A 16,075-nucleotide genomic window follows, 5' to 3' on the forward strand; every position below is an offset into this window, starting at 1 on the left:
TAAATAAAAATGGATTAATTAAAGCCTCGTTTTTTCTTCACAAAAAACTCGCCTTTATAAATATGGCCTTGCCCTATACAAAAAAACAGAAACTCTTAAACTATCAGAGTCTCTGTTCTTTAGAATCTTTATTTCGTAATCATATTTAGTAGTCCTGTTGACTGCAGGAATAAAATAATCATAATTAATGGCATTATATATTTTATCATAACATTATATAATTTTTTACGTGAGAACTTTTCTCCATTTAACTCCATTTCCTCTGCAATCCATGACGGCTTCATTATCCAACCGATAAGTATCGCTGATAATAATGAAATAAATGGCATAAGGAAACTATTACTAATATAATCCATAATATCTAAAAGCTGTCCTGTGCTTCCATTTGGTAACTTAACTTCTACATAGAAAATGCTATATCCTAAAGCGATAACTGCTGTTGCAATTAAATAAATAACAGATAGAATTCCTGTAGTTTTCTTTCTGTCTACATGGAAAATTTCCATACAATTTGCAACGATTGATTCTAACACGGAAATACATGAAGTTAATGCCGCAAATCCTGCTAATACAAAGAAAATAAGTCCTACAATTCTTCCTGCAAATCCCATTCTATAAAATACATTTGGAAGTGATACAAACATAAGTCCCGGCCCTGCTGACATTCCATCAAGACCTGAGAAAACAAATACTGCAGGAATAATCATCATACCGGCTAAGAAAGCTACCGCCGTATCCATAATTTCAATCTGAGATACTGCTTTATTTAAATTAACATCTTTCTTAACATATGAACCATATGTAATCATAATACCCATTGATACACTTAATGAGAAGAATAACTGACTCATTGCATCTAATGAAATCTGTAAAAATTTATGTACGGTAATACCTGACATATCAGGTTTCAAATAAACCTTTAATCCCTGAAGACCTGTTCTAACTGTTCCATCATCTAAAGTTGTTTTTAAAGTTAATGAGAAAATTGCTATTCCGATTACTAAAATTAAAAGTACCGGCATAATGAATTTAGAAACTCTCTCAATACCTTTTTCAACTCCATTATAAACAATAATAACTGTTAAAAGAATAAAAATAATTCCAAACCATACTGAAGAAGACGATGAAATAAAGTTCGTAAAATAATTGTCCGCTACTGCATCTTTTCCTGAACCGAAAATATAAATAGTCATATACTTAAGAATCCATCCTCCGATTACAGCATAATAAGTCATAATTAATACCGGAACCAAAAATGTAATAACCCCTAAAAACTTCCACTTCTTTCTCATTGACTGATATGCATATATCGCACTCTTTCCTGTCTTACGACCAATTGCAATATCAGTTGTTAATAATGTAAAACCTACTGTCAATACAAGCACCAAATATATGATAAGGAAAAGTCCCCCACCATCTTTTGCCGCTAAATATGGGAATCTCCAAAGATTTCCTACACCTACAGCACTTCCTGCCGCAGCGAGTACAAATCCTATCTGCCCACTAAACCCGTTTTTTTGTTTCATAATTGTTACCTCATAAATTTTATTTTTACTTAATTAAATTAAGTTGCTGTATTTAAAGGTAACATATTTTTAAACATTTAACAACATATAACGTCTTCGATTTAATATATTATTTATTTTTCCAATATTCCGGTGTAACATCACGCTTTAAACTTTTCAACATTTCCCTATCACTTCGGATTGTTGCGCATGCTACAGTTGTAAGCATATCGCCCGTGATACTTGCCGATGCCCCTGATTCAAATGCTATCTCCCCATCGTTTGTAAGCAATGCTCTTCCGGCCGCTAAACGAATATTTGCTTCCGGATTAATATAACGAAAAAATGCTATTGTTCTTAATATTTCATTTTCTGTAAGCATTGGAAGATTCTCAAGTGGTGTTCCCTTTATTGGCATAAGCGCATTTATTGGAATTGAATCAATTTCAAGTTCAGCAAGACTAATCGCCATATCTAACCTGTCTTCCCATGTTTCTCCCATTCCGATAATTCCACCCGAACATGCACACATTCCTTCTGCCTTTACCTTTTTCAACGTTTCTATCTTCTGTTCATAAGTATGTGTTGTGCAAATATTAGGAAAATTACGTTTTGATGTTTCTATATTATGATGATAGCTTGTGACACCTGCCATATGAAGTCTATGTAACTGCTCCTCATTTAAAAATCCCATCGATGCACACAAATCAATTTTGCACTGTGACTTCATCGTCTCATATGCATGAATCGCTTTGTCAAATTCTTCTCCTGTCAAAGCTCTGCCGGCTGTTACAATCGAAAAACGATCTACTCCTTCTCTCTCATTCAGCTTACATGCTTCTAATATTTTTTCTGTTGGAAGAAAATCATACATTTCACAACTTGTATGATAATGTGCAGACTGTGCACAGTATTTGCAATCCTCAGGACATCTTCCACTTCTTCCATTAATTATTGAGCACAAATCCACTTTATCCCCTATAAAATATTCACGTATTGTATCTGCTCCCTTACAAAGTTCCTCTAAATCGCAATTTAAAAAGACAGACAAATCATCTTCTCTTGATATTCGTCTGCCTTTTATAATTTCCTGTGCCAAATCTAACATATTCATCTTTTAATCTCCTTTTTCATAATTCATTTTATTCAATATTACATTAAAGGAGTTTTGATTGTCAACTCAAAACTTTATTTAAGTTGACAGTCATTAAAATATGTTTTACACATTATTTAATGTAAAATACCCTATTTACTTTTCTCTTTGCAGCCTTTGGTGTTTCTCCATCTGCATAACCTAAGGCACAATGACCTATTCCAACATATTCTCCTGTAATATCTAATGATTTAAGAATGTTCTTTCCCCATTCCGTTTCGAATTCTTCCTTTGCACGGTGTATCCAACAACTTCCAATACCCAAATCATGTGCTGCTAACATAAGATTTCCCATTACAAGACTTCCATCATAAATTCCTGTTGGCCAATCCTTTCTAGCTAAAACAATTAGCATTGCAGGAGCTCCATAGAATGGGTCAAATCCTTCTTCCCATCCACCAATCTTTCTATTCATCTCAGCTATTTCATCTCTTAATTCCTTTTTTGTCACCTGAATAATTATTGTATTTTGAGTTCCTTTTCCACTTGCTGCATATAATCCTGCTTCGATAATCTGATCCAGAATTTCCTGTGGGACCATATCAGACTTATATTTACGAATACTTCTTCTTTCTTTCATTTCTTTTAATACTTCACTCATTTGTGTTCCTCCTTGTAAAAACATATGATTTTACTCTTTATTTGCATAACATTAACTCATTTTCATATGCAAAATATAATTTTCATTTTCTATTTTATTATAAAAAAGCAATTATTACGATATAAATTTTCATATATTTAATAAAATAGGATGCCATTTGCTATTAAACATATGACATCCTTAATATTATGAAAAATTTAGTTATCTATTTATGATTTTTTTATATTAATTCCCCCATATTTTTTTATTTTTTCAATCCAGTTTTCCACATCATCTGCCCGTGGTATTTTCACATTACTAAGATACATTCCAGACCCTATCTTTTTTGCCTTTGCAACTCCCATATTATGATATGGAATTATTTCAACTGAATGCACTCCTTTATTACTTAAATCAGCAATTGCCTTTAGATGATCTTCTGACAAATTCTGTCCTGGAATAATCGGACATCTTAAAATAACTTTCTTTTTCATTTTTGTCAAAAGTAAAAGATTGTTTAAAATCTCTTTGTTACTTACACCTGTTAAATATATATGCTTTTCTTCTCCAGTCGCCTTGTAATCAAATAAAAAACAATCTACATATTGTGCTATTTTTTCAAAATAATCTTTATTGGAAAAGCCACTAGTTTCTATGCATACATTTATTTTTCTTCTAAATAATTCTTTAGCAAGCTCATAAGTGAATTTAAACTGTGCCATTGGCTCACCACCACTAATTGTGACTCCACCACCAGACTCTGCATAATAATTTTTATCCTTTTCAACCTCTTTTATAACTTCTTCTATTTGAGCGTTGTATCCATAGCATCCCATAGCTTCATTTGTGCAAACTTCTATACACTTTCCACACATAGTACATTTTTCAAAATGTACTATATGTTTTCCTTTTTTTATTTCGTGTACATTATTTTCACACACACTTACACATTTGCCACATGAAATACATTTGCTCCATTCACAATATAATTGTGGTTTTATAGAATTAGATTCTGGATTATGACACCACAGGCATTTAAGTGGACATCCTTTTAAAAATACAACACTTCTTATTCCCGGTCCATCATTGACACAAAATTTTTGTATATCAAATACAACACCCATTGATATCACCTCGTTTTAATTTAAAGTTCTTGACATTATCTCCCGTTGAACATCTTTATCTAAGTTTATAAATTTTGCACTAAACCCACCAACTCTTACTAGCAAATTCGGATATTTTTCCGGATTAATATATGCATCCTCTAATTCACCCTTGCTTACAACCGAAATCATAATCTGGCCTCCACCATTTTTAAAGTATGTTCTTAGTAAAGCTTTTATTTTATCTTCATGATTTATAAACATATCTCTACTAAATTTCATATTTTGTACTGAGCCGGCATGTAAATCAGGTTTTAACTTAACTAAGCTATTTAACATTGCTGTAGGACCGTTCTTGTCAGCACCTCCCTGAGGATTATTTCCATTATTCATATATACAGTGCTTAATCTTCCATCAGCAGACGCACTTGTCATTCTACCCCACTCAGTATTTACCTGGTTATTGATTATTACGACATTATATGAATCAAATCCGTTAATTTCAGCTTGTTCACTAACTTTTTTACACACATATTCATGCAGTTCTACTGCAACATCATCCGCGTATGGATTATCATTTCCATATTTAGGTGCATTTAGCATATCTTTTCGCAAGTTTTCATAATTTTCAAAATTATTATTCATTGCATTCACAACTTCCTCTAATGAGTATTTTTTCTTATCATATACCCAATATTTAATGGATGTAAGCGAATCTGATGCATTAATATTTCCATAGGTTTCAAGTGTACCTCCTAAATACTGTGCTCCTCCATCTAAAGCAGCTTTTCCTCTTTCGATGCAATCATCCAGTAAAAGTGATGTAAATAAATATTTAACCTGAGAATTCATAAGCTTATATGATTCCATATGACTTTTTGCTCCTCGCTCAATATTATAATCTAACAATTTATAATACTGTTCCTGTAAATCAGCAAAACTTTTTAATTCACAAGGCTTCTTCATTTCAATTCCACCACTTTTATCTATATTATCCCATGGATCAATTCCACTATTTAATGCGATATTTAAAATTTTTAATACATTAATACATACATTTGGTGTTCCTACACTTTTCCCTGATATAACCAATTCACCACATCCAAATGGAACATATTTTTCCGCTGTTTTTTCATCAACTTTTAGTGCCTTCTGAACAGCCGGTATATTAACCTCATCGTTGTATAAAATCGGATATGTGCAACCTATAGCAATTGCTTTTAATGCAAGATTGTATACTTCTTTATTCATACCATCATATACCCTAAGAGTAAATTGAGGTTCTATATCCTTATTAGCCATTACTGCTTTAATAGCTAACTTGCAAAATAAATCACATGCCTCAACATTTTCTCTATCTTTTCCACCAACAATTACTCTTCCATTAACATTTGTTCTTCTTGCTTCTAATAATTTGAAAAATGATTTAATATATTCTATAGCTTCATCTTCTGTATAAAGTCCTTTATCTAAATCACTTTTTAAAAGTTCTCCCAAGTAAACATCCATTCTTCCATAATTAACTACCATTGAAAGCATCATATATATCCATGCTAACTCTATACCCTCAATCATAGTCTCAGGCTTGTCTACAAGTATATGTTCTAATGCATCAATTACTGTCTGCATTTCTTCCTTTCTTTTCTCTGTTTTTGCTTTTTCTTTTTCTATGTTGCATTCATTAATATAATGCTTAATACTATCTCTTAATAACTGCATACACTCTAAAAAACAATCATACAAATCAATTTTTTCCTCATCCTGTGTCTGGCTTTTCTGAAATCTGATTTCTTCTTCTATTCCTTTTATTCCTTTTTTAATAAGCTTTGGATAATCCAGATACATTCCACTTAGTCTTGCTGTTAAAATTGTTGGACATTTTGCGTCAACAAACTTTCCAAATTTATTTGGTTCTAATGCCTTGTCAAAAAACATACTTCTCGTGTCATGCTTATCCCAAAAATTTTCAAGTACATTTAAACGTTCCTTCAATCCTTCATCATCTGTACTGTCTCTTAAAGCTTTTAATTTAGGAAATGTACAATAATGTCCTACTCCACCTGTTGAAGTTACACAGCCAAAACCAATTGGCAAAATATCACTTCTTCCGACAACTAAGTCTTTGTCCTCTATTTTCCTAAACATTCTTGGAAATAATACCTTTAAGCATTCAATTTCTCTTCTTGCTACAGATACATCCGAATATTTTTTATAACATTCTGTATATTCTTCCATTATAGAAACCTGTTCTTCTATAGTTTTTTCACAAGGGATTTTTTTACTAATCTCGACTATTTCCTTTACGCTTTTATCGTTCATAATTGCCTCCTTGACTCCTAGGAATTATTGCTCTAAACATAACTAACTATTATATCTAGAGCAACAACATTTCATAATTACTATTTTGTTTTTCCCATTGTTATTTTTTTCAATATTATAAGCATAGCTGCTGTCACTAATGTTCCAGCTAATAATGCAATTAAGAATCCTCCTACATTTGTTATTACTCCTGGAATTAATAATAAGAATAATCCGCCGTGAGGTGCTGAAATTCCGGCACCAAGTGCTAATGAGGTAATTGCTCCTACTGCTCCTCCAATCATACAGGCTGGAAGTACTACTATTGGATTCTCAGCTGCAAATGGAATTGCACCTTCTGTTATATAACTAGCTCCTAAGAACAACGCTGAGATTCCTGCTTGTCTCTGTTCTTCTGTCCACATTTTTCTTGTCACTAATGTTGCTACTGCAATTCCAAGTGGTGGAACCATACCACAAATCATTGTTGCTGCCATTGGACCATATACACCTTCAGAAATTAATCCAATTGCGAATGCATATAAAATTTTTGAAAATGGTCCACCTAAGTCCCAATATAAAAGTCCACATACTAAGCCTAAAATTACGATACTTCCTCCATTAAGACTATTTAAGAAACTTGTTATTCCTGCATTCATTGCTGAAATTGGAGTTCCAACAACAAACAACATCACAAATCCAACAATTCCAACTGATAAAATCGGTACGATAAGAATGTCCTTGACACCTTGTATTGTCTTTGGTACTTTTATGTATTTATTTAAGAACAAAGTTACATATCCTGCTAAAAAGCCTGCTATAATGCCTCCGATAAACCCTGAACCTATTGTACTTGCCAGAAAGCCCCCAACTAAACCTGCTGCAAATCCTGCTTTATCTGCTATTGAATGAGCTATATAAGCCGACAATACAGGAACCATCAAACCTAAAGCTGCTACAGCACCTGTCTGATAAAAGCCCCATGCTATTGATCCTTCATCCTGAAATGCATATATACCAAATGCAAATGAAATCGCTGTTAAAATTCCGCCAGCTACTACAATTGGAAGCATATAGGAAATTCCCATCATTAAGTGTTTATATATGGATTTAATTCCTTTTTCTCCATTGCTTGAGTCAGCCTTCTTTTCTCCCTTAATAACTTCCGTTCCTACATCATTAATCGCATTATTAATAACCTCATTAGCTTTTTTAACTGCTTTACCAACGCTACATTTAAGTACCTTTCTTCCTACGAATCTACTCTCGTCAATATCACGGTCAACTGCAAGTATTATCGCATCTGCTTCATCAATTTCCTTCTGTGTTAAAACATTTTCTGCTCCTGATGTTCCCTGAGTTTCAACTTTCACATCATATCCCAATTCTTTTCCAGTTACTTCTAAATTTTCTGCCGCCATAAATGTATGTGCTATTCCTGTCGGACACGCCGTAACTGCTACTATCTTTTTAGCCATTTTTCTTTCCTCCTTTTATTAACGACTTGTTTTTGATATGCTCAATATACCACTATTTTTTGCCTAATTCAATATTTTTCACGCTCATTTATGCTCGTTTTCGCACATTTTCTTTCATATTGTTGCATCAAATGCTCATTTATGCTATATTGTCATTAATAAATATATTTTAGGAGGTAAGCTCTATGTATGACGACGAGAGAAAAATGTCTATATTAAATACCATTCAAGCAAGGGGAAGTGTAAACGTAGCAAATCTTGCAAAAAAATATTCTGTTTCCGAATCCACTATAAGAAGAGATTTATCTTCTCTTGAGAAATCTGGTTTTGTTAAAAGAACTCATGGAGGAGCTATTCCTATAGAATCCTCCCTAACTGAATATGACTATAATGCAAAAAAAACTTTGCACTCCAAAGAAAAAGAAATAATTGCGAAGAAAGTTGCAAACATGATTAAGAACAATTCAACTATATTTCTAGGAACATCTACTGCTACAAATATACTATCTTGTTATTTAACCGCAAAAGGACTCACAATAGTTACTAATTCTCTTGATGTTGCAAATATAATTTCCAAGCGAAGTGATTACAATCTTATAATTTTAGGTGGTAATTATATAAATACCGCCCGAACTATTGAAGGTATGACTTCTATTAATCAAATTCAACAAATGCATTTTAATCAGGCATTTCTAGGTGCAAATGGTATAGATGTTAATTTTGGTATATCTACCACAAGCGATTTAGAAGCCAGAAGTAAATTTGCAGTTTCTCAAAATAGTAGTGAAGTCTACTATTTATGTGATGCGAGTAAATTTGACAGAATATCTCAATATAAGGTTTCTAATTTGTCGGAAATAACTGCTATCGTAACTGATCCATCAATTTCCACTGATATTAAAGAGAAATATGATAAACATTGCAATATTATAATTTAATATCCATTTTGCTATTTTATAAATCATCATATATATTTTTATCTGGCGATTTTATAATGTAACACACATATCAATGTAAAAAATAAAAATGACCACAAATCTTTTATTAGGTTTGTAGTCATTTTTCTTAATACTGATACTTTATCCATACCGCATCACTATCAAATTTCTTTACATCAATTAGTTTCAACCTTGTAACATCCTGTTCCATCGCTAGTCCATCAAACACAGCAGACATACCACCTCTGCCGTCAATTTCTGCTCCTATCAACAGACTTATTTCATTTAAAAGTCCTGCTTCTAAAAATGCAGTATTAATCTTTGGGCCTCCAACAACTCCTATACGTTCTACATCAAACTCTTCTGCAAGAATTTCTGTTGCACGTACTAGGTTAACACTCTCTTTTCCACATGCAATCCAAGAAATATTCTGTCCATCCAAATAGTTCAGATACTCTTTGGATACTTTTTCACTGGTTACGATCAGATATGGCTTTATCATACCAGACGCCTCCATCCATAGAAGTTCTCATTTGTATCAATAATAACTTCGTAGCCTGTGACATCTGCTTTCTTGGAAAAGCCCTCTTTTTCATAGCTTTCTGTATTTTTTTGCATGGAATTCGCCCAGATCTGCCATTTCAAGCTCTGCTGTTACTCGTCCACTGACTGTAGTTGGCACATTAATTTCATCCAATGTCGTGTAATAATCATCAACTTCCGGCAGCTTCGATGTCATGGCACAGTCGATTCTTCCACCAATGGAAATCATCATGTGGCAGATAATATATGGTTTCTTCTAATTACATTTTTCCACCATATACAGGGAATCCGCTACTTTCACCATAATTTTCAATCTTCTTAAAATTCTTAAGTACTTCCATATCCTCTTCACTGATAGTAAAGTCAACCTCTGCATTAGACTTCATATGCTCCGGATTTTCTGTTTTTGGAAGAGATATTGTTCCAAGTTGTAATGTATATCTGATGCAAAGCTGTGGAACTGATACTCCATATTTATCAGCTATTGCTTTGATTTCCGGCTGACTAAGAATCTCTCCATGTGCTATTGGAGAATATGCTTCTACAGCAATGTCATTCTTCTGACAGTAGTCTATAAGTTCAAGTGGGGTGTTGCTGATATGGCAAAGAATCTGATTAACCATTGGTTTTACTTTTGCTGTTTCCATAAGGCTCTCAATATCTTCAATCTGGAAATTAGAAACACCGATTGCCTTTAACTTTCCTTCATTATAAGCTTCCTCTAGTGCTCTCCATGCCTGGCGATTGCCTTCTTTATATCTGTTATCACTCTGATTTACTTCTACCCATGGCTGTGGGCTGTGAATTATCATCATATCGAGATAATCTAGTCCCATCTTTTTTAATGTCTCATCGATTCCTGCCTTCGCTTCTTCGTAAGTTTTGTGCTCAGCAGCCACCTTTGAAACTACAAATAGTTCCTCTCTTGGAACGCCACAAGTACGAATTCCCTCACCGACACCTCGCTCATTTCCATATGCCTGTGCTGTATCAAAATGTCTATATCCAAGTTTTGCTGCATCTTTTACTGCGTCCGCTGCTTTTGAATCATCAATAAACCATGTTCCAAGTCCTAACTGTGGTATTTTAACACCATTATTTAAAGTTAAATTTTTGTTATACATTATAAAATCTCCTTTCACATTTACGTGTATTTATAATTGTATATTATCACCTGAACCCAACTTTAGGTCAAGTATTTTTCACCAATATTCTTTCTTTATTTTATACCATGTAACATATAATTATTAATAAACTTTTTAATTAAAAAGAGCCTGCACTCATAAGAATACAGACTCTTTGCTTTATTTATTTTTTCATTTTAATTTTTCGCTTAGACCATTTACCATAATAAGTTATTCCATTTACAACCTTATATGCTCTTACTCTAATATAGTACTTTTTGTTAGCTTTAAGTTTTTTAATTGTAAATTTAGCTTTCTTATATTTTTTAGTCTTTGCTTTCTTAAATTTCTTTGATTTTGATATCTTTATCTGATATCCATTTACACCTTTTGCAGCTCTAAGTTTGATTTTTGCTTTTTTAGCGCTTCTCTTCTTAATTGCTTTTTTAATTTTTACTTTAGGTACTTTTACATTACCTACTGAAGAGTTTGTTGTTACATTGCCATTATCTTTTTTCACCGCATTTGTAGTTGTTGTGCCTTCATTTTTTCCGTTTCCGGTTGTTGTAACCTGCTGTGGCTCTGTTGTTACAAAATTTGTTATTTCATCATTCTTAGTTGTAGCCTCAGATACCTTAGTTGTTGTTTCTGGTGCCTTTGTTGTTGTCTCTGCCACCTTTGTTGTTGTTTCTGATACCTTTGTTGTTGTCTCTGCCACCTTAGTTGTTGTTTCAGGTGTCTTTGTTGTTGTCTCAGATACCTTTGTTGTTGTCTCTGCCACCTTAGTTGTTGTTTCAGGTGTCTTTGTTGTTGTTTCAGGTGCCTTTGTTGTTGTTTCAGGTGCCTTTGTTGTTGTCTCTGCTACCTTAGTTGTTGTTTCAGGTGTCTTTGTTGTTTCTTCAGGTGCCTTTGTTGTTGTCTCTGCCACCTTAGTTGTTGTTTCAGGTGTCTTTGTTGTTTCTTCAGGTGCCTTTGTTGTTGTCTCTGCCACCTTAGTTGTTGTTTCAGGTGTCTTTGTTGTTTCTTCTCCTGAAAGACTATCAAGGAATCTACCATTGCTCTGTGCAAATGAGTTTTTATTCTGTGATGAATCCCAGTTAATTGACCATGTCATGATTCCTCTTAATCCCGGATGTGCATTGTTTAATTCTGTAAATGCACTCTGTAATGTTTCATTTGAAACCTGTCCACTTCCTGCAGCACTTGCTGATGAAGGTACACCTATTACTACCTGATCAGGTCTAAGTGGTGCAAAATACTTTTCTGCAGTCTGTGACTTTGTATAATAGTTATTTACATAGAAACCGTTTAATAACATGTTGCACATTGCAACAATTCCTTCTTTTGTTCCCATGTTGTATGACTGATTATCTGTTGCAATCATTGGTGATGAATTGTAAAGCTGTACATGTACATATGTTGTTTCATTTCTAAGTGCATTTATCATTGGAAGATATACACCTGCTCTTGCATCACAGTACTGATTTATTCCACCGTAGAACTGATATCCTAACTGTACGTAGAATGTTTCAGGTGCCCATGAAAGAATGAAATCTTCTCCATAGCTGTTTACAATTGTTCTTATTGCATTTATCATGTTAACAATCTTTGGTGATGTTGGATTGTTAATGTCTGTATCTTTTCCACTTTCAAACTGAACTGATGACTGTTCAAGGTCAATGTCGATTCCATCAAATCCATATTCATCTACAATTGATTTAATATCACTTACAAACTGGTTAACTGCACTCTGTGATGTCAATGAGAAATATCCCTCATATCCACCTATTGAAAGTACAATCTTTTTACCTTGTGCCTGTAATGCTTTCACATCATTTTTGAAATCTGCCTTTGTGTAGTCTGCTGTAAGTCCTGAAATATCAAATTTCATTTTTCCGTCTGTACTTCCTGCACTTACAGGTTCTGCAAATGATATATTTATTACATCCCAGTTTTTATCTACATCTCTTAACTTAATGAAAGGATTTCCTGAATTATCCCATGTATGGTAATAGCCAATTAAAAGTCTTGATGCCAAATCACTTGTTGCTGTGCCCGGTTTAGTTGTTTCTGCAACTTTTGTTGTTTCAGATGTTTCTAATCCTTCTATTGTTACCTCTATTGTCTGTCCTTCTGTTTCATATCCATTTAAATTGGCTGTAACCTTTATAATATGTTTGCCATTTGTTGTAAATGTATATGATGTTGCTGTTGCTAAAGCAAATGTTTCAACATATTTTCCATCAGCATATACTCTATATGTCTGTCCACTTTCCATCTGCTCATTTGTCTGACCCCAAACAAATGATACTGTTCCGCCATCCTGACTCTGCTTTGCTAAGCCAATTACTTCTGTTGGCCTTGCCTCTGTCTGAGAAGATGAAGTTGTTTCTGCTTTTGTTGTAGCTTCTGTCTTTGTTGTTTCTTCTTTTTTTGTTGTAACTTCTGTTTTAGTTGTAGATGTTTCTTTTGTTGGCTGTTCATGTTTTTCCAATGAATCCATAAGTGAATCCATTGATTTAGCCCATGCATAATCATTTGTAGCATCCCAGTTAATTGACCAAGTCATTACACCTCTAAATGTTGGGTAAGCTTTCGGTGCTGTAAAACTTCCTGATGATGTTCCATTTACAAGTGATGTTACTGCTGTAGAAATAACATCTGTTGACACATATCCACTTGAAGCTGCTTTCGGTGTTGACGGCAATCCTAATGCTACCTGATCAGCTCTTAAACCATTTTCCAATAATAATGTTGCAAGTGATGTCAGAAAATCTGCATTTCCAACCTGTGCATTAAATCCGTTATAACCATTCATTCCACCTGTATTGTAGAACTGTGGATAACAAATTGTAAGAATATCTCTAATCTTATATGCTAATCTGTAATATGCAGATGTTACTGCTGTTCCGTTTGGATTTGTATCCTGAAAATATAATGTTTCAGGTGCCATAGTGATAATAAATTCATCTCCAAAATGAGACTGCACTTTTCTAAGTGCCTCAGCTATGTAATCAGTTCCTGATACCGCACTTCCTTCAAAGTCAATATCTACACCTTCAAATCCATATTCTTCTATCATTGAAATAAGGCTTGTTGCAAACTGATTTGCTGATTCTTCATTTGTTATATAAGTTGTTCCTTCTGCTCCACCTACTGAAATAATTACATGCTGACCTTTAGCCTTAGCATCTTTTATGTCCTGAATAAACTGAGCCTTTGTATATCCTCCTAATGCAGTAGATAAATCTTTGTCAAGTTCAAATGTAACCTTTCCGGCTGTTGTTGATGAATTTGCAAAAGCCACACAAATCATATCGTAGTATAATGGAACATCTGAAAGTTTAAGTGCAGTTGATCCATTGAGAAAGTTATGCCAATATCCTGTTACCATATGCTCAGGCAATTTAGAATTAACTGTATAATTATTCTGAGTTGTTTCTTCTGTTCCTGATGCGTTTGTTGTTTCTTCTATTCCCGCAACTAAGTCAGTTCTTTCTTTCCATAAAGTTACTGCTACTGTAGGAGACCATCCGGAATTGGAATTGTGTTCATATGTACATTCATACACTTTATCCTGATATTGAACCAAATCACCTATTTTATAGTGAACGTTATCCGGTGACCACACAGGATATACACCTGTCGCTGTTTTCTTAGTTGTTGTCTCAGGTGCCTTTGTTGTTTCCGGTTTCTTAGTTGTTGTTTCCGAAGCTTTTGTTGTCTCCTGTTTCTTTGTTGTAGTTACATCCTGTTCTTTTGTTGTATTCTGAACTGTTGTTCCTTCTGAACCACCATTTCCATATACTAAATTAGTAGAAAGGATTTCTCCTCCTGAAACAGCTCTCTGCCTTAATACTATTCCTTTAATGTTTCCTGTACTTGCTGTTCCTTTTCCTGATTTTAATGTAAATGTTAATGATGCTCCCGGTTCTAATGTCTTTGAGCTCCATTCCGGTGGTGTCACTACTGTCTTTCCGTCTTCACTTGTAATTGTTCCGCCTGCACTCCAGTCTCCTGATAATGTCTCTCCATTTTGTGTCTCTATCGCTATTGACGGATAACTTAATGTCTTTCCAAAGTATTCTGCCCATGGCATTACTGATATGTCCTTTGCTCCTCCAGGCATTGTAATCTTTGGATTTGTATTTTTTACTGTTATTGTGTATGTATCTCCTGATGCTGTTACTGTTGTTTCAACACCGTCATTTCCAGGAATTATTATGTTCTGCTTTGGTAATGCTTCTGATCCATAAAGTGATTCCTTCATTGTCTTTGTGATTGAGTTTGTGCTGTCAAGTGATGCCATCCATGAAATGAGTCCGCCCAAATGTTTCTCTCTTACATATTTTCCTTTTTCTGCTACTGATTCTTCCGTGTCACATGTGAAGAACATTCCTGTTGATTCACTGTAGAAGTAGTTTGCCTTTGCCACATCATCCCAGTATTTCTTTAACTGATACTGATTTATTAATGAATCTATGTCTCCATATGCATATGTTACCCCGTTTTCTCCTGTTGCATCTGCATATAATCCCGGATTCTTTGGATCTCTTCCGGTGTCCTTCTTTACTTCCTTCCAGCCTCTTGTATATGGTGCAACACCAACTACAATCTTTGAATAATCAATGCCATCTCCATATTTATTTTCCAAATATTTAATACATGAATCTACAGAAAGTGCTGCATCCCCTCCGTCATATGCAGGGTTTGTATAAAGTGCTGTCTGATGAGCCGTGAATCCACCCCATGCACCATTTAAGTCATATGTCATCATATTTGCAAAATCAACTATGTTTAACACCTTGTCGTATTCGATTGCTGACATCATTGTTGGTGATGCTGACATTGCCACTGATAATTCATAATGCTTTCCATCTGTCTTTCCGTAGCTGTCCAATGAATTCCTGATTTCCTGTAACAGTAATGTGAAATTCTTTGTGTCTGCTGCTGAGCCTTTGCATCCCTTGTCTATTGCCACTCCGTTTCCTTCAGGATCAGGATCTCTGTCTGCTGTTGGGTATTCCCAGTCGATGTCTACAAAGTCATATCCATAGCAGTGAACAAACTTTGCCACATTGTTTGCGAAATTCTTTCTTGTCTTGTCTGATGCTGCAAGTTTTGGGAAATCTCCTGATCTTGTCCATCCTCCAACTGAAATACCTATTTTCATGTTTGGATATTTCTGTCTTAAGAGTACCATTGCTCCCAATACACCTGCGTACTTGTTATCGCTTCCAACTGAGTATCCAACGTTTGGATTCTGATAATCTGCCCATGTGTCTGTTGTGATTAAGTCTCCATTTGCATCTGCATCCATAAATGCAAAATTCAAATGTGTTATTAAACTTCC

Annotated in this window: 11 protein-coding genes; 1 reads left to right on the forward strand and 10 read right to left on the reverse strand. The window is 34.2% G+C overall.

The genetic code is table 11. The annotated features are described in order from the left end of the window. Window positions 1-128: 128 nt before the first annotated feature. The 6 genes from N5B56_RS02580 to N5B56_RS02605 all read right to left on the reverse strand — a co-directional run bounded on the left by N5B56_RS02580 (window position 129) and on the right by N5B56_RS02605 (window position 8,117). Window positions 129-1,526, reverse strand: coding sequence for a sodium-dependent transporter (locus tag N5B56_RS02580; protein WP_118565589.1), 1,398 nt, complete (start codon window positions 1,524-1,526; stop codon window positions 129-131). 109 nt (window positions 1,527-1,635) lie between these two features. After that, the gene (gene bioB, locus N5B56_RS02585) at window positions 1,636-2,613 is read right to left on the reverse strand and encodes a biotin synthase BioB (RefSeq protein WP_346432183.1); all 978 of its coding nucleotides are present in this window, start codon (window positions 2,611-2,613) and stop codon (window positions 1,636-1,638) included. Window positions 2,614-2,731: 118 nt separating this feature from the next. Beyond that, window positions 2,732-3,259, reverse strand: coding sequence for a nitroreductase (locus N5B56_RS02590; RefSeq protein WP_147586033.1), 528 nt, complete (start codon window positions 3,257-3,259; stop codon window positions 2,732-2,734). 209 nt (window positions 3,260-3,468) lie between these two features. Beyond that, entirely contained in the window at window positions 3,469-4,362 is an 894-nt protein-coding gene (locus tag N5B56_RS02595; protein WP_118565591.1) for a glycyl-radical enzyme activating protein, read from the reverse strand. 15 nt (window positions 4,363-4,377) lie between these two features. Further along, window positions 4,378-6,660, reverse strand: a complete 2,283-nt coding sequence (locus tag N5B56_RS02600; RefSeq protein ID WP_118565592.1) for a pyruvate formate lyase family protein — start codon at window positions 6,658-6,660, stop codon at window positions 4,378-4,380. Window positions 6,661-6,740: 80 nt separating this feature from the next. After that, on the reverse strand, window positions 6,741-8,117 hold the full coding sequence (locus tag N5B56_RS02605) for a PTS fructose transporter subunit IIC (protein WP_118565593.1): 1,377 nt from the start codon (window positions 8,115-8,117) through the stop codon (window positions 6,741-6,743). Window positions 8,118-8,302: 185 nt separating this feature from the next. Here N5B56_RS02605 and N5B56_RS02610 point away from each other — a divergent pair, with 185 nt between their 5' ends. After that, window positions 8,303-9,055 (forward strand): DeoR/GlpR family DNA-binding transcription regulator, encoded by a 753-nt coding sequence (locus tag N5B56_RS02610; RefSeq protein ID WP_118565594.1) that lies wholly within the window; start codon window positions 8,303-8,305, stop codon window positions 9,053-9,055. A gap of 127 nt (window positions 9,056-9,182) precedes the next feature. Here N5B56_RS02610 and N5B56_RS02615 read toward each other — a convergent pair whose 3' ends face one another. The 4 genes from N5B56_RS02615 to N5B56_RS02630 all read right to left on the reverse strand — a co-directional run bounded on the left by N5B56_RS02615 (window position 9,183) and on the right by N5B56_RS02630 (window position 16,066). Then, window positions 9,183-9,557, reverse strand: coding sequence for a dihydrofolate reductase family protein (locus tag N5B56_RS02615; RefSeq protein WP_199663684.1), 375 nt, complete (start codon window positions 9,555-9,557; stop codon window positions 9,183-9,185). A 90-nt stretch (window positions 9,558-9,647) separates the two neighbouring features. Beyond that, a complete protein-coding gene (locus N5B56_RS02620) occupies window positions 9,648-9,830 on the reverse strand; it encodes a hypothetical protein (RefSeq protein ID WP_199663685.1) in 183 nt (60 codons plus the stop codon). A gap of 28 nt (window positions 9,831-9,858) precedes the next feature. After that, window positions 9,859-10,722, reverse strand: coding sequence for an aldo/keto reductase (locus N5B56_RS02625; RefSeq protein ID WP_118565595.1), 864 nt, complete (start codon window positions 10,720-10,722; stop codon window positions 9,859-9,861). A 184-nt stretch (window positions 10,723-10,906) separates the two neighbouring features. Then, window positions 10,907-16,066: a glycosyl hydrolase family 18 protein gene (locus tag N5B56_RS02630; protein WP_428979573.1), complete on the reverse strand. Its 5,160-nt coding sequence runs from the start codon at window positions 16,064-16,066 to the stop codon at window positions 10,907-10,909. Window positions 16,067-16,075: the final 9 nt, after the last annotated feature.

Source organism: Eubacterium album, assembly GCF_025336545.1.
Lineage (GTDB): Bacteria > Bacillota > Clostridia > Lachnospirales > Lachnospiraceae > Eubacterium_U > Eubacterium_U album.